Origin of the sequence: Leeuwenhoekiella marinoflava DSM 3653 (assembly GCF_900129005.1) — a bacterium.
Taxonomy (GTDB): Bacteria; Bacteroidota; Bacteroidia; order Flavobacteriales; family Flavobacteriaceae; genus Leeuwenhoekiella; species Leeuwenhoekiella marinoflava.
On record NZ_FQUN01000021.1, the window covers coordinates 72,494 to 93,605 of the forward strand.

At 35.5% G+C, this 21,112-nt stretch carries 21 protein-coding genes; 18 read left to right on the forward strand and 3 right to left on the reverse strand.

Annotated features, from left to right (window positions below):
• Positions 1-3: 3 nt before the first annotated feature.
• The 7 genes from BUB91_RS17490 (at position 4) to BUB91_RS17520 (ending at position 6,544) form a co-directional block, all read left to right on the forward strand.
• Entirely contained in the window at positions 4-297 is a 294-nt protein-coding gene (locus BUB91_RS17490) for a hypothetical protein (protein ID WP_034886805.1), read from the forward strand.
• 18 nt (positions 298-315) lie between these two features.
• Positions 316-2,433 carry a copper-translocating P-type ATPase gene (locus tag BUB91_RS17495; protein WP_034886804.1) on the forward strand — a complete coding sequence of 706 codons (2,118 nt, stop codon included), beginning with the start codon at positions 316-318 and terminating at the stop codon, positions 2,431-2,433.
• On the forward strand, positions 2,434-3,648 hold the full coding sequence (locus BUB91_RS17500) for an MFS transporter (protein WP_034886802.1): 1,215 nt from the start codon (positions 2,434-2,436) through the stop codon (positions 3,646-3,648).
• Positions 3,649-3,712: 64 nt separating this feature from the next.
• Positions 3,713-4,564: an RteC domain-containing protein gene (locus BUB91_RS17505; protein WP_031427469.1), complete on the forward strand. Its 852-nt coding sequence runs from the start codon at positions 3,713-3,715 to the stop codon at positions 4,562-4,564.
• A gap of 293 nt (positions 4,565-4,857) precedes the next feature.
• Positions 4,858-5,142, forward strand: a complete 285-nt coding sequence (locus BUB91_RS17510; RefSeq protein ID WP_031427468.1) for a helix-turn-helix domain-containing protein — start codon at positions 4,858-4,860, stop codon at positions 5,140-5,142.
• A gap of 3 nt (positions 5,143-5,145) precedes the next feature.
• On the forward strand, positions 5,146-5,898 hold the full coding sequence (locus tag BUB91_RS17515; protein WP_031427467.1) for a hypothetical protein: 753 nt from the start codon (positions 5,146-5,148) through the stop codon (positions 5,896-5,898).
• A complete protein-coding gene (locus BUB91_RS17520) occupies positions 5,882-6,544 on the forward strand; it encodes a P-loop NTPase family protein (RefSeq protein WP_034886801.1) in 663 nt (220 codons plus the stop codon). Before BUB91_RS17515 ends, BUB91_RS17520 begins: the two co-directional genes overlap by 17 nt.
• A gap of 221 nt (positions 6,545-6,765) precedes the next feature.
• On the opposite strand, the gene BUB91_RS17525 is transcribed toward BUB91_RS17520, so the two are convergent.
• Entirely contained in the window at positions 6,766-7,398 is a 633-nt protein-coding gene (locus tag BUB91_RS17525) for an N-acetylmuramoyl-L-alanine amidase family protein (protein WP_034886799.1), read from the reverse strand.
• Between the two features lie 189 nt (positions 7,399-7,587).
• On the opposite strand from BUB91_RS17525, the gene BUB91_RS17530 reads away from it, so the two are divergent.
• The 11 genes from BUB91_RS17530 (at position 7,588) to BUB91_RS17580 (ending at position 18,850) form a co-directional block, all read left to right on the forward strand.
• Positions 7,588-7,875: a hypothetical protein gene (locus tag BUB91_RS17530; protein ID WP_034886797.1), complete on the forward strand. Its 288-nt coding sequence runs from the start codon at positions 7,588-7,590 to the stop codon at positions 7,873-7,875.
• Between the two features lie 2 nt (positions 7,876-7,877).
• Complete coding sequence (locus tag BUB91_RS17535; protein WP_073100513.1) at positions 7,878-8,162, forward strand: hypothetical protein; 285 nt, start codon at positions 7,878-7,880, stop codon at positions 8,160-8,162.
• Positions 8,149-10,551, forward strand: coding sequence for a TraG family conjugative transposon ATPase (locus tag BUB91_RS17540; protein WP_031427461.1), 2,403 nt, complete (start codon positions 8,149-8,151; stop codon positions 10,549-10,551). The genes BUB91_RS17535 and BUB91_RS17540 overlap by 14 nt, the downstream gene beginning before the upstream one ends.
• Before the next feature lie 4 nt (positions 10,552-10,555).
• On the forward strand, positions 10,556-11,137 hold the full coding sequence (locus BUB91_RS17545) for a hypothetical protein (protein WP_031427460.1): 582 nt from the start codon (positions 10,556-10,558) through the stop codon (positions 11,135-11,137).
• A 1-nt stretch (position 11,138) separates the two neighbouring features.
• Entirely contained in the window at positions 11,139-11,981 is an 843-nt protein-coding gene (locus BUB91_RS17550; protein WP_031427459.1) for a hypothetical protein, read from the forward strand.
• 10 nt (positions 11,982-11,991) lie between these two features.
• Positions 11,992-12,606, forward strand: a complete 615-nt coding sequence (locus BUB91_RS17555) for a conjugal transfer protein TraK (RefSeq protein ID WP_031427458.1) — start codon at positions 11,992-11,994, stop codon at positions 12,604-12,606.
• 119 nt (positions 12,607-12,725) lie between these two features.
• A complete protein-coding gene (traM, locus tag BUB91_RS17560) occupies positions 12,726-13,655 on the forward strand; it encodes a conjugative transposon protein TraM (protein WP_031427457.1) in 930 nt (309 codons plus the stop codon).
• Between the two features lie 31 nt (positions 13,656-13,686).
• Complete coding sequence (locus tag BUB91_RS17565; protein WP_031427456.1) at positions 13,687-14,520, forward strand: DUF4138 domain-containing protein; 834 nt, start codon at positions 13,687-13,689, stop codon at positions 14,518-14,520.
• 7 nt (positions 14,521-14,527) lie between these two features.
• Entirely contained in the window at positions 14,528-14,893 is a 366-nt protein-coding gene (locus tag BUB91_RS17570; protein WP_031427455.1) for a hypothetical protein, read from the forward strand.
• 200 nt (positions 14,894-15,093) lie between these two features.
• Positions 15,094-18,114 (forward strand): Eco57I restriction-modification methylase domain-containing protein, encoded by a 3,021-nt coding sequence (locus tag BUB91_RS17575; RefSeq protein WP_081868416.1) that lies wholly within the window; start codon positions 15,094-15,096, stop codon positions 18,112-18,114.
• Entirely contained in the window at positions 18,104-18,850 is a 747-nt protein-coding gene (locus BUB91_RS17580) for a hypothetical protein (protein ID WP_008610926.1), read from the forward strand. The genes BUB91_RS17575 and BUB91_RS17580 overlap by 11 nt, the downstream gene beginning before the upstream one ends.
• A gap of 132 nt (positions 18,851-18,982) precedes the next feature.
• On the opposite strand, the gene BUB91_RS17585 is transcribed toward BUB91_RS17580, so the two are convergent.
• Together BUB91_RS17585 and BUB91_RS17590 are read right to left on the reverse strand one after the other, a co-directional pair.
• On the reverse strand, positions 18,983-20,563 hold the full coding sequence (locus BUB91_RS17585) for a type IV secretory system conjugative DNA transfer family protein (protein WP_034886787.1): 1,581 nt from the start codon (positions 20,561-20,563) through the stop codon (positions 18,983-18,985).
• A gap of 9 nt (positions 20,564-20,572) precedes the next feature.
• Positions 20,573-21,112: DUF5712 family protein (locus tag BUB91_RS17590; protein WP_254796110.1), on the reverse strand; the 540-nt coding region annotated here is incomplete at its 5' end.

Genomic DNA, 21,112 nt, shown 5'->3' on the forward strand with positions numbered 1-21,112 from the left:
TAAATGAAAAATTATGACACCCTTTCAGAAGCTATTAACGATTTGCAGACAAACGAATACCCTTATGATTTCAACTTAAAACCTGAATGTCTGGAATGTGCTTCCCTGAAAATTGAGATTCGACCAGAAGATTTTAAAGTGGATAAAATATATCGCTTTGAAGGAATGAGCAGTACCGATGATAACAGCATTTTATATGCAATATCTTCCAAAAAAGGACTTAAAGGTCTTTTAGTAGATGCTTATGGCGTCTATGCCGAAAACATATCGGAAGCAATGAGAAAAAAATTACGATAACACTTAAACAATACTATAATGGAAAATCACGAGCAGCACAAAAACAACGAAATGGACCATTCGAAAATGGATCATTCTAAAATGAACCACGAAAAAGAAGATCATTCCAAAATGGATCATTCCAAGATGAGAAATGGAGGTGGAGACCATTCGGGTCATAATCCGGGTCACGGACAAATGGGTCACGACCATCATAAAATGATGATTGCAGACTTTAGAAAACGGTTTTGGGTAACACTCGTGCTTACCATCCCCATATTGTTCTTCTCACCAATGATTCAAGAATTTTTTGGTTATGAATTTTTACTTCCAGGAAATCCATACATCCTTTTTGCACTTTCCACTGTTGTATATTTTTATGGTGGTTGGCCTTTTCTTAAAGGATTTGTTTCCGAAATAAAGAATGGTGCACCTGGTATGATGACACTTATATCTATGGCAATAAGTGTCGCCTATTTCTACAGTTCTGCAACTGTCTTTGGTTTACGAGGAGTTGACTTTTTCTGGGAGCTGTCAACACTAATTGCTATTATGCTTGTTGGTCATTGGATAGAAATGAAAAGTGTATTAGGCGCTTCAAAAGCATTACAACTTTTAGTTAGTATGATGCCTGCCGAAGCTCACAGGGTAAAAGGCGACACTATTGAAGATATACCACTTGAAGATTTGTTAAAAAATGACGTGATTTTGGTAAAGCCAGGAGAGAAAGTTCCAGCTGATGGTATCATAGTAGAAGGTTCAAGTTATTTAAACGAATCAATGCTTACAGGGGAGTCCAAGCCTGTAAAAAAAGAAGAAAAGGATAAGGTAATAGGTGGTTCAGTAAATGGCAATAGCACTTTAAAGGTAAAGGTGGAACATACAGGAAAAGACAGCTATCTCAATAAGGTTATTACGATGGTTGAGGAAGCACAAAAGACCAAATCTAAAATGCAAAACCTTTCCGATAGGGCAGCAAAATGGTTGACTTATATAGCTTTGGCTATTGGTTTTGGTACGTTGGCAGTTTGGCTGATTTTAGGCTTTCCGTTTGTGTATGCATTAGAAAGAATGGTTACCGTTATGGTCATCGCTTGTCCACACGCATTGGGTCTTGCAATTCCTCTTGTAGTTGCCATTTCTACTGCTGTATCTGCACAAAATGGATTATTAATCCGTAATAGAACTGCCTTTGAAGAATCACGTAAGATATCCGCCTTACTATTTGACAAAACAGGGACTTTGACCAAAGGGGACTTTGGCGTTACTCGAATCAAATCTGTAAATGCGTCCTATTCAAACGATGAAATCTTAAGACTGTCAAGTGCGTTGGAACAAAGTTCAGAACATCCAATTGCTGTTGGGATTATTAAAAAAGTTAAAGAAGACAATATTACAATCCCAAAGCCTGAAAACTTTAATGCGATCACTGGTAAAGGTGTAGAGGCAAATGTAGAAGGAAAGCAAGTAAAAGTGGTTAGTCCTGGTTATTTAAGGGACGAAAAAATAACTATTCCTGAAGATGCTTATAGTGACGCTGCTGAAACTGTTGTATTTGTATTAATTGAAGGACAACTAGCAGGATACATTGCGCTTGCTGATGAAATAAGACCTGAATCTGCGGAAGCTATAAAAATATTTAAAAAGAATAATATCAAAGTTTTGATGGCAACTGGGGATAACGAAAAAACAGCCAAAGCTGTGAGTGAAAAATTAGGGTTGGATGGCTATTATGCCGAAGTGCTACCGCACCAAAAAGTAGAAATTGTAGAAGAGTTGCAAAACAAAGGAGAGTTTGTGGCTATGACTGGAGATGGCGTAAACGATGCGCCCGCACTTGCCAAAGCTGATGTAGGAATCGCTGTTGGTTCTGGTACTGATGTAGCCGCCGAAACAGCCGATATTATATTGGTAAATAGCAATCCACAAGATATTGCAAACCTAATTTTGTTCGGAAAGGCTACGTACAATAAAATGATTCAGAACCTAATATGGGCAACTGGGTATAATGTGGTGGCCATTCCATTAGCTGCAGGTGTTCTATACTCTTCTGGCTTTGTTTTAGGACCAGCTGTAGGAGCGGTATTTATGAGTTTGAGTACAATTATAGTGGCTATTAATGCGCAATTATTGAAGCGAAAAATCGGTAAAAAATAAATGGATAGAAAAGAAAAACTCAACAGGATATTTTTAATTCTATTGAGTTTGTTTGTAGTGATGTTGGGCTATGGTATATTATTGCCAACCCTTCCTTACTATACCGAAAGATTAGCTTTAAAAGACAATCTTGACACCGACCTTATCAATTTCCATATTGGATTGCTCACAAGCATTTATCCATTTTTTCAGTTACTATTCGTAGTGGTTTGGGGAAAACTATCGGACAGATACGGCAGGAAACCTATTATCATTTGTGGACTAATCGGTTTTGTAATTATGCAATTACTTACTGGCCTAGCCACATCCTTGACAATGCTATATATTGCTCGAATTTTTGGTGGAATTTTTACGTCATCAGTTATTCCAGTTAGCAATGCATATTTAAGTGATATTACATCTGAAAAACGTAGAACAAAAATAATGGCCTGGTCTGGTGTTGCCATTAGCTCTGGTGTTATTTTCGGCCCTGTCATTGGCGGCTTTCTGTCCCAAACTGATATTCATATAAAATATACAATAGGCCTGCTACATTTAGACCGATTTTCAGTGCCCTTTTTTTTCGTTGCACTACTAGGATTGATTGTCCTTTTGGTTGTGATGAAATGGTTAAAAAACACCGCTCGCGTACATAAGTTCACAACACGAAAAGTGAGTTTGCGGTTCACATTTACTAAATATTTTATCGTATTACTAGTGCTATCGTTTGTTATCCAATTTGTGGTGACGCTATTTGAAACTGTCTTTTCAATCTACGGAAAAGATGAATTAGGATTTAATAGTAATCAAGTTGGTATTGGTTTTATGCTATGTGGTTCAATAATGGCTGTTTTACAACCTGTGTTCGCTACTTATGGAGAGAAGTTTTTATCAACAAAGAAACAAATTGCTTTAGGGTTACTAATATCTGGTTTATCCTTGATTGCCTTTCCATTTTTTAACAATGAATTTTTAGTCTATGGATTAATCGTTGTTTTTGCTGCTGGAGGCGCTATGGTAACACCAAATTTGCTCTCTGCGGTTTCATTAATATCAAGGAAAAATACTGGCAGGAATATTTCTATTCAGAGTTCGACCAATAGTATTGGTCAGATTCTAGGCCCCGTTTTAGGAACTTGGCTGATTGCAGGCGGTTTTTACTATCCTTTCATAATTGCTGGTAGCATTGTTTTGCTCGCTATTGGTTGTCTGTTCTTTTTTAAAAATCCCCCATAAAAAGATATAACATACAAACATTACTTATTGATAATTAACCCAAATCTAAAGCCCCAATAATACTATGCACAAGCTAATTCATATAATACTAGACAATTATAAAGAGGAAATAAAAATAGTTGAGGAATCTAACCTTGGCGATTTCAATAATGTTGAAAAAGGTATTTCCATTTCAAGACGATATTTACAAAAGTTACGAATATGTGTTAGGGAAAATGAATTCGTGGATCAACAGAACGAAATAATATTCTTTAAAAAACATAAGCCTTACATCTACAGCAGATTAAAATTTTATGCCCAACTCTATAATTTTTTAATAAATAGGCCTGCGGGAACAATAAAATCCCAAGAAGAATTTATAGATTCAGAAATAAATAGGCTTCAAGAAAGCAATAGACGAAATATAGACTTTATCAAATATTACAGAGAGGATTCTGAACTTTTAGATGAATTTTATTTTTTACGCGGACACGACAAAATTAGCTTGGTTTCTGACACATCACACTTTTATACTGATGCAGAATTTTCTACAAGCCACGATAGCGCTATTGCAAAAATTATGGCATATGACCTTCTAATTAGCCACTACGTTGGGGAATTAAGTTATTTAAGAGACCTCTCCTACAGTAAACCCAATAAATTGAACACTTTATCAAATGGTGAGCGACTTGGTTGGACAGCCTCAAAAACAGACCTCATTGAATTGATTTATGCCTTACAGGCATCTGGGGCAATAAAAAGTGGTACCGCTGGCATTAAAGAAATGGCTTCAGCTTGTGAGGATATATTTGAACTCAAACTCGGAAATGTATATAGAACTTTTCTAGAAATTAGAGAACGAAAAATTGACCAAACCAAGTTTATCGATAGACTAAAATCAACACTTTTAAGGCGAATGGAAGAAACGGACGGATAATTTTTTTAAAATTCAAAACGTTAAAATTTTTCCCAAGTTGGGTTGAACTTGGGAAAAAGTAAAATTAATTTTATTTATCGTCATTTGGTATAGATGATTTAAAGAACAAACCCCAAATAGAACTAATCTAAACCATTGAAAATGAACAAATAAAAACACCCTACTTGGGTGCAACTTGGGATTAAAATCCAATAAACCATCCCAAATTTGTAGAACGAAAGTCAAATCAGATCAGGGGCTATCAAATTAGTTGAAATCGAAACGATAGTCCCTTTCTTTAAAATCGTTCTATTATGCCAGCAAATATTATTACCACCGACGACCTTCGAGAATTCAAAATGGAATTGCTTGATGACATTAAGAATCTTCTATCTAAACAAGCAACTGGAAAACTTAAGAAATATCTAAAATCTTCCGAAGTAATGGATTTGCTTCAAGTCAGTCCAGGGACATTACAGAATCTTCGCATAAACGGAACATTGCCATACACAAAAGTTGGGGGTATTATCTACTACGATGCCGAGGAAATTCAAGGCGTGATGACATCAAATCGTGTACAGCACGGTTTAAATTCTTAAGCGATGAACTACATAAAGCTACTTAATGCGGCATTTGAAAAATTCTATTTCGATGACCGCCTAAATCCCACGCACATAACCCTTTATATGGCGCTATTTCAGGAATGGAATAGTAGTCGGTTTGCAGATGAATTTTATGTGAATCGAAGGGATTTGATGCGAGCTGCCAAAATAGGCTCAAAATCTACGTATCATCGATGCGTTACAAATTTAGACTCGTGGCTTTACCTATGCTATTTCCCATCCAACAATCCATACAAGGGCAGTAAAATCAAGATGTCCATAATTGGGACTAGTGATGAACCTGTTTCGGGACAGTACAATCCCATATTAGAACAACTTGCGGAACAGTACCATCCCAGAGTTGTACCGCTTGAGGGACACCACCATCCCAAAAATGGACAAGTTGTGGACTTGCACCATCCCACCAGTGGACAAGCATTGGTATCTACTATAAACAATACCAAACAAATAAACAATATAAAACAACCAAAGGGCTGGCAGGTCGTTATTGATTTTTTTATTGAAAAAGGTTTTATTGCCGATGAAGGAAAAAAATTCTTCGAGCATTACGAAACTCGGAACTGGAAAACGAGTGATGGAAATGAAATTAGAGATTGGCGTGCTTTGGCCACGAACTGGATGGACAGAACAGAGCTATATACCGAGGAAAACAAACCAAACAAAAAACAACCGTCCCAAATCAAGGACAACTTGCGAACCACTAAAAACAAAGATTATGGACAACCCCTCTAAAATTACCGAAGGTGGCGTGGAATACTCGCTCGGAAAGTTTGATGGTAAAAGCGTTCTCTACGATTTTGACAAAATCTTGATTTACTTGGATGCAAAGGGAAAGTTGCTCTTTGGCAAACAATTTAGAATCTATGATGAGGACACGGTTATCATCCGCAAACTATGCCATTATTTCATCAATGATGAAGAAAATTGTCTGAAAGATGATATCGATCCTGACAAGGGCATACTTCTTTCAGGGCCTGTAGGGTGTGGAAAGACCACTTTGATGAAACTACTGCGATACATTGTGCCAATGCAACGACCATATGAAATGATTCCCTGCCGAAATGTAGCGTTTAGTTTTAATCACTTGGGATTTAAGACTATCGAGGAATATGGTAATACAAAATTTTTCTGCTTTGATGATTTAGGCGTCGAGCCTGCTGGAAGGTTTTATGGCAAGGATCTGAACGTAATGGGCGAAGTGCTCTTGTCTCGTTACGAATTATATCTGCAAACCAAAAAGAAAATTAAAACCCACGCCACCACTAATCTGAACGCTGAAGAACTGGAAGAACGCTACGGAAATCGTGTTCGAAGCAGAATGCGTGAGCTGTTTAATTTGATTGCTTTTGATAAGCGGGCTAGGGATAAAAGGAAATAATCGCAGTAATAGTTAAACATTGGCAAATATTTGGTATTCTGCCAAAACTTAATTTAAATAATTAGAAGCAACACTTATCATCCAGACTAGATTTACGAGTTTAATAATAGGGAATAACTCAACCTCTGAAAGATTTATATAATAAAATCACTTCTGAAATAAACTGCTCTATTATAGCTTTCAAGCTTTTGGTCAACTCTAAAAAAATATCTTTCATAATTCTAATGATTTTGAATGGATAACAGAATGGATAATGCGATGCGCTGAATATTTATGAAATCTGAAATATAGCTGCCTTCATCTATATTACTCAAAAACCCCAATTCAAAAAGGACAGAGGGACAATATCCAACCGTTTCCCGTAGAACTTGAAAATTTGCAAACTTCACACCCCTACTTTCAAAACCCAATTCTTTATTAAGCACAGCTTGCAATTGAAAAGCTAACCAAGTGGCATCTTTTGTATATTGTGAATTAGCTTTTGCTACATATACTTCCACTCCTCTAGCGTTCGGATTATCGGAATGATTGGAATGCAACGAAATAAATACATCTGCTTCCAAAACTTTGGACAATTTGCTTCTATCGGTTAAAGAAATAAGCGTATCGCTATATCTCGTCAAGTAAATATCCATTGGATTTTTAGACTGTTCATTGAGCTTCAAAAGTTCCAATGCAATATCCAGTACAACATCCTTTTCTTTGACGCCATTTATTCCAATAGCACCAGAATCTTTTCCACCGTGTCCAACATCAATTACAATTTGTTTTTGAGTAGAAATTTCCTGCCCAAAAATGATGCGCATTTTTGAGAGCAAAAACACAAAACTGACGTTTTTGAGCACTTTTTTCATTTTCAATTTTCAGGTTATCAACAACCTCCTTGCAAAAATCCATAGAATTTGATGCTAAATAATAACAACGGAATTCAAACTAAATCAAATAATATTTTATTCACAAATATTTGATTATCAGTTATTTATGTTCAAATATATGTAAATTTCCAATAACGAAAATGAACTAAAAATTTAAACTTTTCCGTTATGAAAAAATCACACTATTTAGCATCCATTCTTTCGCTCTTATCCACTTCGCTTTTTGCTCAAATTGGTGGCATAGAAGATTCAGTTAACGATGTGGGCGACACTATCCGAATTATTTTTCCAATACTACTCGGTGTAATCTTCCTTGTAGGTTTCCTGTTCAACGCAGGACATTTTTTTGGGGAAAATGCAGATTTAAAAAAGGGGATTACCCGAGTTTTAGTATTTGTATTGATTGCAGGTGCCGTCGTAGGCATATTTACTTACCTCATAGGAATTGTTGTATAACGATGAAGAAGTTTGAGGTCTATAAAAACATCAGGAAAAGGGCGGTCATTTTTGGGCTGCCCATTTCCCTGTTTGCCTTAATGATGGTTTCCGTTTTGGCTTCCTTGCTCATCATCATCTTCTCTTTCAGCTTTGGGATAATAATAGGTGTACTGGTATTCAATGCTGCATTATATGTCGCCTTGACTCGAATAAACCACAATCCGCAGCTTTTCCAAATGGCAAAAGCATTTCCACAAATCATCAGTAACAAAAGAAATTCAGGCTTCGATTATGAACAAGATTAATCTTTCGGCATATCAACCCATTACGGATATTCAAGATAATATCGTATTTGCCAATAATGGCAATGTGGTATTATGTTTTGAAGGAAACCTACCCGAAATCTATTCTTTGTCCGAAAAGGATTTTGAAGATATGCACGGTGCTTGGTTTCAGGCTTTAAAATCTTTGCCTGTTGGAACAGTGGTTCACAAACAGGATATCTACCTGAAAAAATCCTATTCCTCGGAACAGCTTCCGAATAAAACCTTTTTAGAAAAAGCAACCCACGAACATTTTAAAGGCCGTACACACATAGAGCATAAATGTTATCTGTTCTTCATCCTGACCAAAAACAAGGCCCTCAACAATCCAAAATACGTCAATCCCTTCCGAAAGGTTTCAAAAGGAATTGTACAAGAACTGGATGACAATATCAAAAGCTTCGTCAATTCGGTAAGCGACTCTGTTTCCTTTATAAACAATAGCAGAAAAATGGCGTTCCTTCCGCTTAAAGCGGAAGAGATTCAGAAGCTCACTAGTTCCTATTTCAATGGATTCAACGAAGGCTTTGATACTGACATAATACTGGAAAAGAAAAGCGTCAATATTGGCGAAAACCATTTTGATGCCCTTGCCATCAATAGCGAACTGTGCTTTGGCGAAAGTGTACAGAGTAGCAAAACCAATGAGAAATTCACATCAGATGATTTTGTGTTTCATCAAGGGTTTATTGATGGTCTTGGGCTTACGCTTAATGAAAATCATATCGTCAACCAGATAATCTATCTCGATGATAAACAAAAGTGGCGCAAGCTGCTCGACAAGAAGATTGAGGAACTGAACAAGAGTTCCAATTTTGGTTCTCAAAACAAAGTGGTACTAGGCAAAATTCAGCATATTCTAGACCAAATCAATGCGGATGACAATGCACGGATTATACGTGGTCATCTCAATATTGTTTATTGGGCAAAAGAAGGCAAAGAGCTCGACAAGATAACCTCAAAAATAAAGACCGAATTTAAGGAATTGGATATCATCCCGTATTATCCAAGAGGCGAAGAACGTAAGAATTACATCCTAAATAGTTACTGCTGTTTCTCTTCCAACTTCTCAAATAATGATTTGTATGTGACAGATTTGAAGCACGCACTTTGCCTGTTCATCAACAATACAAACTATAAATCTGATAACACCGGAATCATCTTTAATGACCGTGAACATAACATTCCTGTCCTGAAGGATGTTTGGGATGAAAAGAAGAAACGCATCAAGGCAAGAAACTTTGCCATTTTTGCGCCAACAGGCGAAGGCAAATCCTTTTTGGCCAATAACATCCTGCGCCAATATTTTGAAAGTGGTGTTCGTCTCGTTATTATCGACTTGGGTGGCTCATACACCAAGTTTGCTAAACTCTATCCTGAAAAATATACAGTACTGCGTTATGAGAGCGGGAAGAATTTGGGCATTAATCCATTTTACATTAGTCATCAAGATGACCTCACTCCAGAACGTTTGGAAGATTTATCAGTTTTCCTATTCGAGCTGTTTGCTTCAGATTTAAAAGTTACAAAAGCTCAATCAGTTTCGGTCAAAAAGATACTGCGTCATTATTACGATAACATTCCAGAAAATCACTCTTTAGATGGTTTTTACAGCTTTATAGAAAGGAATCAGAAAGACCTTCTGGACACCTTAAAAATCCATCCCGATTACTTTAACGTCACGAGTTTTTTGCACGTAATGTCCGAGTATGTCGGTGATGGTCTATATAGTTTCCTTTTTGAAGTGAGCGAAGACCAGACGTACAAAATCGAGGACAAACGCTTGATAGTTTTTGAACTGGATGAAGTAAAGGACAATAAGGAAATCTTGTCTGTAATGTTGAAGCTGATAAAGTCAGCCATCCAAAGAACTATTTGGAAAAACCGTGCTGAAAAAGGTATCATCCTTTTCGACGAGTTTGCCAAGCAACTGAAGTTTGAAAATGTTCTGGAAAGCGTAGAATTCTACTATCAAGCCATACGTAAACAAAACGGTGCGATTGGGATTATTCTACAATCCATTAATCAATTGCCTAACAATTCAACTTCAGCCAGCATATTGGAAAATACGCAGGTCATTTACAGCCTTAACAATGAAAAAGGTTATGACGAACTGGTTAAAAGACTCAACCTTTCAAGCCACGATTTAAACCAATTAAAGTCCATCAAAAACAACCTTTCCGGACCACGGAAGTACACCGAAATGTTTATTAAAATCGGTAGGGAAAGTAACATATTCCGTCTTGAAGTTCCGAAGGAAGTCTATGCGGCTTACTTAACCGATGGTCAGGAAAACGAAGAAATAATGAAGCTCTACAACGAGCATCACGATATGGAAAAAGCAATAATTCAATTCACATCTAAAACATAATATTATGAAGACAAAAATCAAAATTTTACTAATGACAGTAGCATTGACCTTATTTATGTCGGGTAACGCTACTGCACAGGGAATGCCCACTTATGACAATACCAATTTTATCAGCTTGGTAAAACAACTCTTAGAATCTGGCAAGCAGACAGCTCAAATGATTAAGTCTGTAAAATTTTTAAAAGATGCAAAAGAGGCCATCGAAAAGGTTTCAAGTGTGGTTCAGCAACTTAGAGCAGTTCAAGAAATTGCAGACAACAATCAACGCCTTATCAATGTAATGCAAAATGATTTACAGGATATTTTAAACTCGCCTTACATCAAACCAGATGAAGTTTCAAGAGTTGTGGAATCATTCGATGCCATAGTTCAAAATTCATTGGACACGGTGGATTTTATTGATAAAATCCTGTCCAGCGACTATCTAAAAATGAGCGATGCCGAACGTGCCGAAATTCTTAAAGCAAAAGAGTTGGAATCAAAGCAAATGGTTTCCAGCATAACCACTAAAACAAAACGCTATCGTGATATCATTTCCTTCAGAAAAATGCAGGATAAGGTAAATAACCGCGAAACAGGATATTAAAATGACCGCAACTATACTTTTAGGGATTGGGTTGGAATACATAGATGCGGTGTTCCAGACCATACAGAGCAGCAACTTCTCGCAATACACTATTGCAGGGATGAAAACACTTGCTGTTCTGTTTTTTCTGGTCAACATTCTTAAAAAATACAATGAGGGTATTGCAGACAAAGACGGTTACACTTGGGGATTGAGTCCGGGCGAATTGGCCAAGAATTTTGCGGTCATTCTCTTGGTCATTTTCTCTACACAGGTTTTAGGTTTCTTCGATGGTATTTTGGTTGCTATCGAAGGTCAGTATCGAGGTACTGCACCAACATTATTGCCTTTACAAATGCAGGATATTCCCATTGAAGAAGATGTAAGCCTTATTGATGCTGCAAAAAACGCAATGACATTGCTTTACGAAGCATTGGTTACACCGCTCTATGGATTCAAGATATTTTCATTCATCATCGGTATCTTCCTTTGGATTCTTGACCTTTTTATTTATCCGTTGTTTTTGGCTGAACGCTTTTTCCTTTTGGGAATTATGCAGGCATTTTTTCCATTAATCATCAGTCTGGCAGTATTCGAAAAATTCCGTTCGCTCGCCTATAATTTTTTCAAATTGTATGCAGCGGTCTATATGCTCGTTCCTGCTTTTTTTCTGGTCAACGTTTTTGTAAATGCACTCTACACGGAAATAGACACAAACTTTTGGAATAATCTTTTTGGCACCGATGTGGGCGAAGGATTCTTCGCTCCTGTTGTACAGCTTGGTTCGGTTGGCTTTATCGTATTTCTGAAATTTAAACTATACAGACGTGCAACATCTTTCACATTAAGGCTATTTACCAATTAATCCAATCGAAATGAAAACACCTTATAAGAATATTTACAATGTCCTAAAGTTGAATAGGTTTATCGTTTTAGCAGTCGTGGTATGTGCCTTTTTGGCTAGCACATTTTCCGTTTGGATGGCATTTACTACTCATAAAAGTGCGATAAACAGTGCCTTTGCCATCAATACCGACGGTAGTATAATTCCGCTTAAACTCGTTACCCAAAAAGAAAATTTCAGGGTTGAAGCTTTGGCACATTTAGAACTATTCCATAACTATTTCTACAATATCGATGCGAGCAACTATGAACGTAATTTGGAAAAAGCGCTTTGGTTGGGCAATAGTTCAGTTGACAACCTTTATCGCCAAAAGAAAGCGGATGGTGTTTATAACCGATTGTTGCAATATTCCTTGGTTCAGAAAGTGTTGAGTATTGATTCAAAGATAATTGAAAATAATGGTTCATATAGTTTCACTACGACCACCATTTTTGAAATCAATAGAGGTTCCATTATTGACACCTACGAACTGGTTTCAACTGGAAACCTCATAATGGTCAATCGGAACTTCCCAAACAATCCACACGGATTATTGATAACCGATTATTTTGAAAACACCTTAAAAAAACTTAACAATGAAAATTGAGCCGATAATCGGCATTTATAAACCACGATTATGAAATGAGCCATAACTGTTTTTGATACTAATCGAAATATTGGTTGGCGAATTACATCTGACCTTTAAAAACAAATAAATATCAACAGATGAGAGTAGAAAAGAACAAAATAGTATTTGCAGCGGTTTTGGCAGTAATCTTCATTTTCCTGATATCATACTCTATAATGGTTATGGGCGATGATGAAAGTGAAAATGAAAACCTTGAACAGACCTTGATACCCGATTTGGAAGAAAATCAAAAAGAATACGATTCCAAACTGGATGCCATCAATGATTTAAAGGAAGTACGTGAAAACAATGCACCGAGCATCTATGATGAAAAACTGATTGATTCCTTGGGATTCTACGACCCAGATTTACCAGAACGCGAAAAAGAGCGTATTGTAGATAGCATCTATGAAGCTGGCAAAATTCAATATTCATCGAAACGATACCAAAACTTAGGACATAAAAGAACTGTTCGCAAAGCGGTATCAAAAATTGATTCTACTGAAGTAAAAAGAGAACAAAAAATTGAAGCCAAAGAATTAGGCTTAGAACATCAATTGTTCTTTGCCGCATCGCCAAAACCCAACGAGTTTTCAATCATCGGTAATACTGATGAAACCATATATGTAGTTGTCGATGGCGACCAAGTTGTGAAAGTAAATACCAGATTACGAATGCGCCTTACCAAACCTGCAACAATAAACGGTAAGCAGATGCCTAAAAACACACCAATTTTTGGTTTTATAAGCTTTCAGCCCAACCGTGCATTGATAGATATTGAGAACATTAAACATCATCCTACTAAACTCAAAGCATTCGATTTGTCAGATGGTAGTGAGGGCATTTATGTCGAGAACAATTTTAGAGCTGAAGCCACCACCGAAGTCTTGGACGATATTATTGGCGACATCAACATTCCAACCGTACCACAAGTTGGTGGTATATCCAAAGTACTCAGACGTAACAACCGAAACGTAAAAGTTACGGTATTGAATAATTATAAATTAATTCTAAAACCTAAATTATGAGCCCATAATGGGCATTTAAAAACACATTCTTATGAAAAAGTATATCATAATTTCCACTCTTGTTTTAAGTTTCGCTTTCGCGAAAGCGCAAACAACTACAATCCTCGATACCATATATGCTAACGACACCAAAAACGTTGCATTATTCTTCCCTGAACCTATTCGGCAAGGTATAACCGGTTCAGATAATTTTGTTTTTACCTACAATCGTGAAAAAGAACAGTATTTTGGACTTCTACAAGCAAAGCCTGGTAAAGAAAGTAATCTACTGGTAGTCAATAGAAATGGTTCAATTTTTTCGTATATTGTAAGATATAAAAAACAGCTGTCTAAGCTCAATTATTTCATTTCGTTATCCAATAGTATAGGGAATGAGAAACCGATTAAAGTCGATTCTATTCTTGCTGAATCCTCTGAAGAACGTGTAGATAATAGAACATATTACTATCAAAAATTCTGCTCGTATCTTCTTAACAGAAACCAGCGTATAGGTCGAATTAAAAAGCGAAATGAAGGTATCGTTTTGAGTGTTGAGAATATTGTTTTTGATAAGGAAGAACTCTACTTCGTTATCCAGATTGAGAATAATTCTACGTTGGATTATGATTTGAATTTCTTAAAACTCTCTGTTGAAACAAGACAGAAGGGGAAAAAGAAATCGTTACAACGACTGTATCAAGAACCGATTTTCAAACATAATATGCCTTCTAAAATCACAGAAAACGAAACGGTTCGGTTTGTTTATGTCTTGCCGAAGTTTTCGCTATCCATTGACCGCAGAGCAATTTTTGAACTGCACGAAAAAGATGGCGAACGTAATATTGAACTGAAAATATCACATAGTTATATCAATAACCCAAATTAGTAACGTTATGAAAAATTTAGTCATTTGCTCGCTCGTATTGTTGTTCTTCTCGTGTTCAGAAAAAAAGAACCTTTCCCCTTCTGAAACCGCTAAAGTTGTTGCCGAAAGTTTTTATCAAGGTGATGAAGCTACCTTGAAAAAATTTACCACTTCGGAAGGCTATGCAAACCTTTCAAGCATTCAAGCAATGTTTACTGAAGATAAAGATTCAGAAGCTAATTTTAAAGTGGTGGATGAGGCTATGGATGGCGAGGTGGCTTGGGTAAAATATGCAACAGCTTATGACCCAAAACCGGGTGTTTTTAAACTGGTTCAAAAAGATGGCCAATGGAAGGTAACCCATAATGGACCGAGGGATAAAGGGCCTTTTTAAGATAAACAGACTATTTTCGGAATTTATGTGGCTTAAATAAAACATCATTCTGTTCCGCTTGACAAAACAAATACAATTTATCTTATGGATGGTCTATTAAAACTTCTATTTTTGTGTAAATAAATTTTTGATTTCTAATCGAGCCATTAAATAACATATTAAATCAATTAGGGCTAATTGAGCACCGAGCTGTCTATTTTATGGATAGAGCAGATGGTATTTCCTATGATGGATTTGCCCCTGAAGTTAAGCAGAAATTAGAAATAATTAATCCTGATGCTTATTACGTTTTTAATCAGCAACCCTTATTGCTTTTTTTTTATCTTGATGAAAATCATCTGTCAACTCGTGAATTAGATATTCATAAACAAGTATGGTCGTTTGACAATTCGCCTGTGATTTTTATTGTTAAAAATCAAGATGTAAAAGTTTACAATGCTCTTAATTACCATAAAAAAGAAAGAACTCTGGAAGAAATTCCCTTAAATGCAGAGGAAAGACAATCAAAATTTTCTTTTTGGAATTTACAAAGCGGACTTACTTGGAAATGGTTGCAATATGAATATTTCGAAAATACAAAGAAAAATAATTTTCGGAAACGGGTAAATGATCGATTGTTTCAAAATATAAGCTCTGTTAGACAAATTTTAATAAGTAAGCCTGATGGACTTACTGAAAACGAAGCAAATTCCTTAATCCTCCGATTAATTTTTATTCGTTATTTGATTGATAGAGGGGTTAAAATTGACGATGATGAAATCACAGGAAATAGCATTGATGAGAAAAGATTTAGCTTTAGTAAAATAATTCAGGATCCTGCCAAATTGGACAGCTTGTTTATTAAGTTAAATAAAAATTTCAATGGGGTTCTATTTAAAGAATTCGATATAAAATTAACCTCAAGCCAATCTCAATTTCTAGCAGATGTTTTTAAAGGAGAAGTCCAAGAACAAGGAACCTTGTTTGATGGATATTATTTTCACATATTTGACTTTTCAATTATTCCTGTAGAAGTAATTTCTGGTATTTATGAGTCATTAATTGATGAGGAAAAAAGAAAGTTAGATGCTGCGGTATATACACCTCCTTTTTTGGTGGAATATATTTTAAATGATACCATAGATAAGTATTTAGAAAACAGTCATACATCTTCCTGCAAGATTTTTGAGGTTGCGGTGGGTTCTGGAATATTTTTAGTCCAGTCTTTAAGAAAGATGATTGAAAAAGAAATTAACTTAAATGGCAAAGAGAACAATAAGGATTTCAGTACATCTATCAGGAATATAGCTAAAAACAATCTTTTTGGTATTGATATTAATCCGGAGGCTTTAAAAGTAACTTGCTTTTCAATATATATCGCTCTCTTAGATTACCAAAATCCAAAGGATATAGAAAAATATCCTTTCCCGAATTTCTTAGGAGAAAATTTATTTGAAGCAGATTTTTTTGATCTTGACCACAAATTCAACGAGATTGTTATAGGACAAAAACCTAATTTTATTTTAGGAAATCCGCCTTGGAAAAAAGATAAATCGTATAAACACTTAGAATGGGTCAATTCCAGTAATACTTATAGCAAAAAAATTAAGGGCAAATTAGAAATTGCACAATCCTTTTTATTGCGTTCGAATGATTTTATGCAAGTTGATACTGTTACAGCCTTAATAGTAACCAGCACCGTTTTTTATAATGTTTCAACTACAACCAGAGAATTTAAGCATAAATTTTTAACTTCCTTCTGCTTAAATAAGTTTTTAGATTTATCAGCTGTCAAACAATCTCTTTTCGAGCAGCAAGAGAGCCCAACTTCGATAGTCTTTTATCGCCAAGCGAAAAGTGAAAATCATCTCGAAAATTCTGTCGAACATTTGAGTATAAAGGTGAACTCATTTTTAAAGTATTTTAAAATGTTGGTCATTGAAAAATACGACAACAAGAAAATTGCTCAAAAACATTTTGTTGAAAATGATTGGATGTTTAAAGTCGCATTATATGGAAATATTTTAGATTTTGGATTTATAAAAAGGTTAGAGTCTCAAAATACATTAAAAATATTAGATTTAATAGATGAGAAAACTACTTTCAAAGGAGCTGGTATAGAAAGGGGGCTGGATGCAAAACCATATCCAAACTTAATTGGACTGCCAATAGTTGAAAATAGTGAAATAAATGAATACTATACACAGGTAAATAAGGCCAAAACTTTAGGAGAAGCAGATGTCAAACTCTCAAGAGGGAGAAAAATAGAGATTTTTAAAGGGAGTAAAATTCTATTAAAGGAGCAGAGTAAGAATTGGAATAAACCAGTCATTTCTTATTGCGAATCGGACTCGGTATTTAGAAAGGGTACTTTTGCAATCTCTTCATTTAATAAAAATATAATCAAGCCTATTTATGGTTTATTGATTTCAGAAATGGCTACTTATTATATGTTTTTAATTGCGAGCGCTTGGGGTGTTGGTACAAGGCCCGCTATTCGATTTGTAGACGAATTTTTGAACATTCCTTTTAATAAGCCAGATAATTCATTGAATGAGGAGCTTATTAAATTGGTAGATGAATTTTTGAATTCTTTCCGAAAGCATTATTCAGATTTTAATCTAGGAGAGCCTGAATTTGATGACAAGATTTTCTTAAAAATAAATGGGTTAATTGCTGAAATTTACGAAATTAAAGACTATGAAAAAGATTTAATAGATTATGCCCTTAATGTCTCGAGATACCAATTCCAAGAAAGCAAGCAAGATTTGGTTACGGATTTCACTCACTTTAATTTTAATCATTACAGAAACCAAGATTTCGTTCTACAAAAATATGCAGAAGTTTACCTAAATGAAATTGGGAACCTTTACGAGGATGAATTTATTCAAATAGAGATTTACATTTTAGATTATTTCATTGCAATGAACTTTGTTCTTTTAAATGTAGAACCGGAAGAAAAAATTATATACCCAAAAGATAAATTTGATGAAAAAGAAGTATTGCAAAGGTTGGCAGACAATTTAAGTATATCTCAAATTACAAATACGCGTGATCCTCTAAAAAACTTGTATCTACAAAAGGACATTAAGGGATTTGAAAATAATTCATTTTATATAATTAAACCAAATGAGTATAAATGTTGGCATCGCGCCATCGCTTGGTATGACGCAGCAGAATTTAGAAACACTATTGAGCAAGCAGAGTTTAATGACTTAAGTAATGAAGTTAATGATTTCTGATGCATCCCAATTCATACAACATAGGAAAAATACTTTTTCTATAACTAATAAAAGAATACAGCAAATAATTTCTTACGTATGCGAATGTTACGGGATTTGTCTAAAGGAAAAAACAAAAAATCCATACTCTATTAATGCAGTCAAAGAGAATAGTACATTATCATTTGAGGACTATTTGAAATTTGATTTAGTAGATAATTATCTCAACGTTAAAAAACACCTATTAAAAGATAAAATCTCAAAATTAGAAGATATTCATTTTGCTGCTGAAACCCAAGAAAGATATATAGACCTTGTTGATTCTAAACAGAAACCCGATAAAATTGATATATACGTGGATAGATTAGGACTTCAAAGCGAATGGATGTCCAAAAATAATCAGGTCTATTTTGCAATAGAATGTAAACGAATCAGAATTTTATCGGACACAAAAGCTTATATAGGTGACATTAGAAAAGTAGCAAATAGAAATCACACCAATTTAAGGCTTCCTTTTGAGGGACAAATAGCCTTCATTGAGAATTTGAATATAGACCATCACAAAGTAATGACAAAAGCCAATAGTATTTTAAAAAAAGATATAGAAATCAATACTCTTCAATATTTAAAATTCCAAAGTTTTCACAGTTTTTTTCAAAATACCTACAGTTCAGTTCACACAAAAAATTTTGGGGGAAAAGAATCATTTTATGTTTACCATCTACTATTTGACTATAGTCAGATAGTAATGAATTAATCGGCGAATAAGTTTTAATGGTACGGTTTTTGGAATACTATAGATGATTCATTCCATCCTTTTTCTCAATATAGATGCAGAAAAGCTCAATGATATTTAGGTTAACGAAGAAAGTGAGGTCTTTTTTCCTTACTATTCAAATATAGACCTCGCTTCCTCAAAAATCCTCTCAAAATTAGCCTCCAAATCCGCCTGAGAATATTGCTTCGATTCTTTTGGAAACTCTCTTTTTATGTTGGCCAATTTAAACTGCACCTTCTTATCTTTCCCATCAGCATACGTGATAAACTCGCCCTGTTTTAATCTGAAAAACACATCTGCTCTAATTTTCGGGATTTCCTTTTCGCCTGTAGTAATACGTGTATCAAAATCCAAGTTATGCCCACGACTTATACTTTTTGTTGGGTCTTTGATAATCTCAAAAAAGCGTTCATAGTATTTGGCTGTATCTGGGTCGTTGACCTTGCCAAAAAACTGATAGGAAAGATTGCTCAAAATTGCCTTGCTTGCCTTATCGCCATACATCATATCGTTTTGGATTTTGTCCTGCATTACGTAAATCGTAGAAATGTTATAGCTCCGCAGGGTTGCTGGGATGCGGTGCATATTCAAAAGACGAATAGTGGGGGCTTCTTCCATCATAAGAAATGAAGGGTTTGCATTGCGCACACTCATTTGTTTTGTAATGGTATGGATAATGGTGGCGATTACAGGCGAATACGAAGTTTCAAATTTGGGATTGTTCACAACCGAAATCACGGTAGGATTTTCAGGACTATTTATATTGAGTGGTACTTCATCCGCAGACAATGCCATAAAAATCCGTTGGGTGCTGATTCTTTTAAGCGCATTTGCCAAGGTGCTTTTCACACCTGCAGTTTGCCTTTCGGAATCCTTTCCGCTAATAAATGCATCCGCCATTGCCCTCGATGTGGTATTGGTTTCCAAAAACTGGATAAGGCTTTCTGTATCCAGATATTGATAAATGGCAATCAAGTGTGGAAGGGTACAGAATTGTGGATAGGTAGTTTTTAATTTCCAAATCAATCCACCAATCAAGCCTTCCGCAGCATCATTAAAAAATTTTGTAGTTCCAGTTGTTCCTGATTCCCTTTGTTCCAGAAGGTTTTCAATTAACACCCTTGAAACCTCATTTACGCTTTCCTCGTTCTCTAAATAGCGTGGCGCAATAGGATTTACCCTATGTATGATTTTATCAAAGGAAATGACCTTAAATGGGATATCGCCATCCTTAAAGAGTGGATAAGCCATTTCGGTCAGTTCAAAATCTTTGTAATCGTGAATAATTCCGCAAAATCCTTCTTTTTGAAAGTGTTTCAGGAATCCATACACAACACTCTCGGTCTTTCCACTTCCGGCAGAACCTATTATGGATGCACCTCGTTTGATGTTATCCAGTTTAAAATTTCCTTTCGTGGTGGCAAAATTGACTTGATATTTGGCATTTCCACTTTTAGGCTCGTCCGTTTTATGCAAGAATACATACATTCCTATATTAATTAATGTCAGAGGACAAACCAAATAAAGTGCTATTTGAAACAATGGTAATTGTTCATTTAAATAATACACAAAAGCACCAATCAATAGAAAATTGACGACAAATGCATATCTGCTTATCCGAAATATTCCATAAAAAACACTACTGGCCAAACCAATAATAAAAAGTACCGTTACGAGATTGTCCATTTGCATAATTTTAAATTAGATTCCTATGGAACTTGATTTAATGGCCACCTCTGCACCACGTCGTAGCCTATTAAAAATTTTCATCGCCAATTGTACCTTCGTAACAGGAATACTCGGCATCATAGGAATGCCACTTTTTTCCATTATTTTGAACGCTAATGCTTTTTCATTGGTGGGCAGTTTCATCAATGATGCAAAATAGATTTTCGGATTCTTAATGAAATCCTTTCTTGCCTTATAAGTTTCAGCGAAGTTCCTTTGATAGCCAAAAGTCTTATCAAAAGTCTTTTCTGCTTTCTCAAAAAACCCATCTCTATCAAATCCCCGTTTTACCGTTTTACCATTTAATTCAACGTCGGAAGCTTTATATTTACTTCCAGGTGACAAACTGAATCGGTTTGATGCATCCTTGCGGCTAACGATAATATGTATATGGCTTTGGCCTCCTGCTTTTGGCATTCCTTGTACTATTCGTTTTCCGTTCTGTTGGTGCGGTGCTTCTCTTTCTAGTTTCCCGATTTCTTTTTCCAATTTTTTCACATTTCCTTCTGCTCG

Bases quoted from the DNA above. Each gene is read 5' to 3' on its own strand.
- BUB91_RS17505 (WP_031427469.1), top strand. From the start codon at position 3,713: ATGCACAAGCTAATTCATATAATACTAGACAATTATAAAGAGGAAATA.
- BUB91_RS17585 (WP_034886787.1), bottom strand. From the start codon at position 20,563: ATGCAAATGGACAATCTCGTAACGGTACTTTTTATTATTGGTTTGGCC.
- BUB91_RS17575 (WP_081868416.1), top strand. From the start codon at position 15,094: ATGGATAGAGCAGATGGTATTTCCTATGATGGATTTGCCCCTGAAGTT.
- BUB91_RS17490 (WP_034886805.1), top strand. From the start codon at position 4: ATGAAAAATTATGACACCCTTTCAGAAGCTATTAACGATTTGCAGACA.
- BUB91_RS17525 (WP_034886799.1), bottom strand. From the start codon at position 7,398: ATGAAAAAAGTGCTCAAAAACGTCAGTTTTGTGTTTTTGCTCTCAAAA.
- BUB91_RS17555 (WP_031427458.1), top strand. From the start codon at position 11,992: ATGAAAACACCTTATAAGAATATTTACAATGTCCTAAAGTTGAATAGG.
- BUB91_RS17570 (WP_031427455.1), top strand. From the start codon at position 14,528: ATGAAAAATTTAGTCATTTGCTCGCTCGTATTGTTGTTCTTCTCGTGT.
- BUB91_RS17545 (WP_031427460.1), top strand. From the start codon at position 10,556: ATGAAGACAAAAATCAAAATTTTACTAATGACAGTAGCATTGACCTTA.
- BUB91_RS17495 (WP_034886804.1), top strand. From the start codon at position 316: ATGGAAAATCACGAGCAGCACAAAAACAACGAAATGGACCATTCGAAA.
- BUB91_RS17520 (WP_034886801.1), top strand. From the start codon at position 5,882: ATGGACAACCCCTCTAAAATTACCGAAGGTGGCGTGGAATACTCGCTC.
- BUB91_RS17550 (WP_031427459.1), top strand. From the start codon at position 11,139: ATGACCGCAACTATACTTTTAGGGATTGGGTTGGAATACATAGATGCG.
- BUB91_RS17515 (WP_031427467.1), top strand. From the start codon at position 5,146: ATGAACTACATAAAGCTACTTAATGCGGCATTTGAAAAATTCTATTTC.
- BUB91_RS17500 (WP_034886802.1), top strand. From the start codon at position 2,434: ATGGATAGAAAAGAAAAACTCAACAGGATATTTTTAATTCTATTGAGT.
- traM (WP_031427457.1), top strand. From the start codon at position 12,726: ATGAGAGTAGAAAAGAACAAAATAGTATTTGCAGCGGTTTTGGCAGTA.
- BUB91_RS17540 (WP_031427461.1), top strand. From the start codon at position 8,149: ATGAACAAGATTAATCTTTCGGCATATCAACCCATTACGGATATTCAA.
- BUB91_RS17510 (WP_031427468.1), top strand. From the start codon at position 4,858: ATGCCAGCAAATATTATTACCACCGACGACCTTCGAGAATTCAAAATG.
- BUB91_RS17580 (WP_008610926.1), top strand. From the start codon at position 18,104: ATGATTTCTGATGCATCCCAATTCATACAACATAGGAAAAATACTTTT.
- BUB91_RS17535 (WP_073100513.1), top strand. From the start codon at position 7,878: ATGAAGAAGTTTGAGGTCTATAAAAACATCAGGAAAAGGGCGGTCATT.
- BUB91_RS17530 (WP_034886797.1), top strand. From the start codon at position 7,588: ATGAAAAAATCACACTATTTAGCATCCATTCTTTCGCTCTTATCCACT.
- BUB91_RS17565 (WP_031427456.1), top strand. From the start codon at position 13,687: ATGAAAAAGTATATCATAATTTCCACTCTTGTTTTAAGTTTCGCTTTC.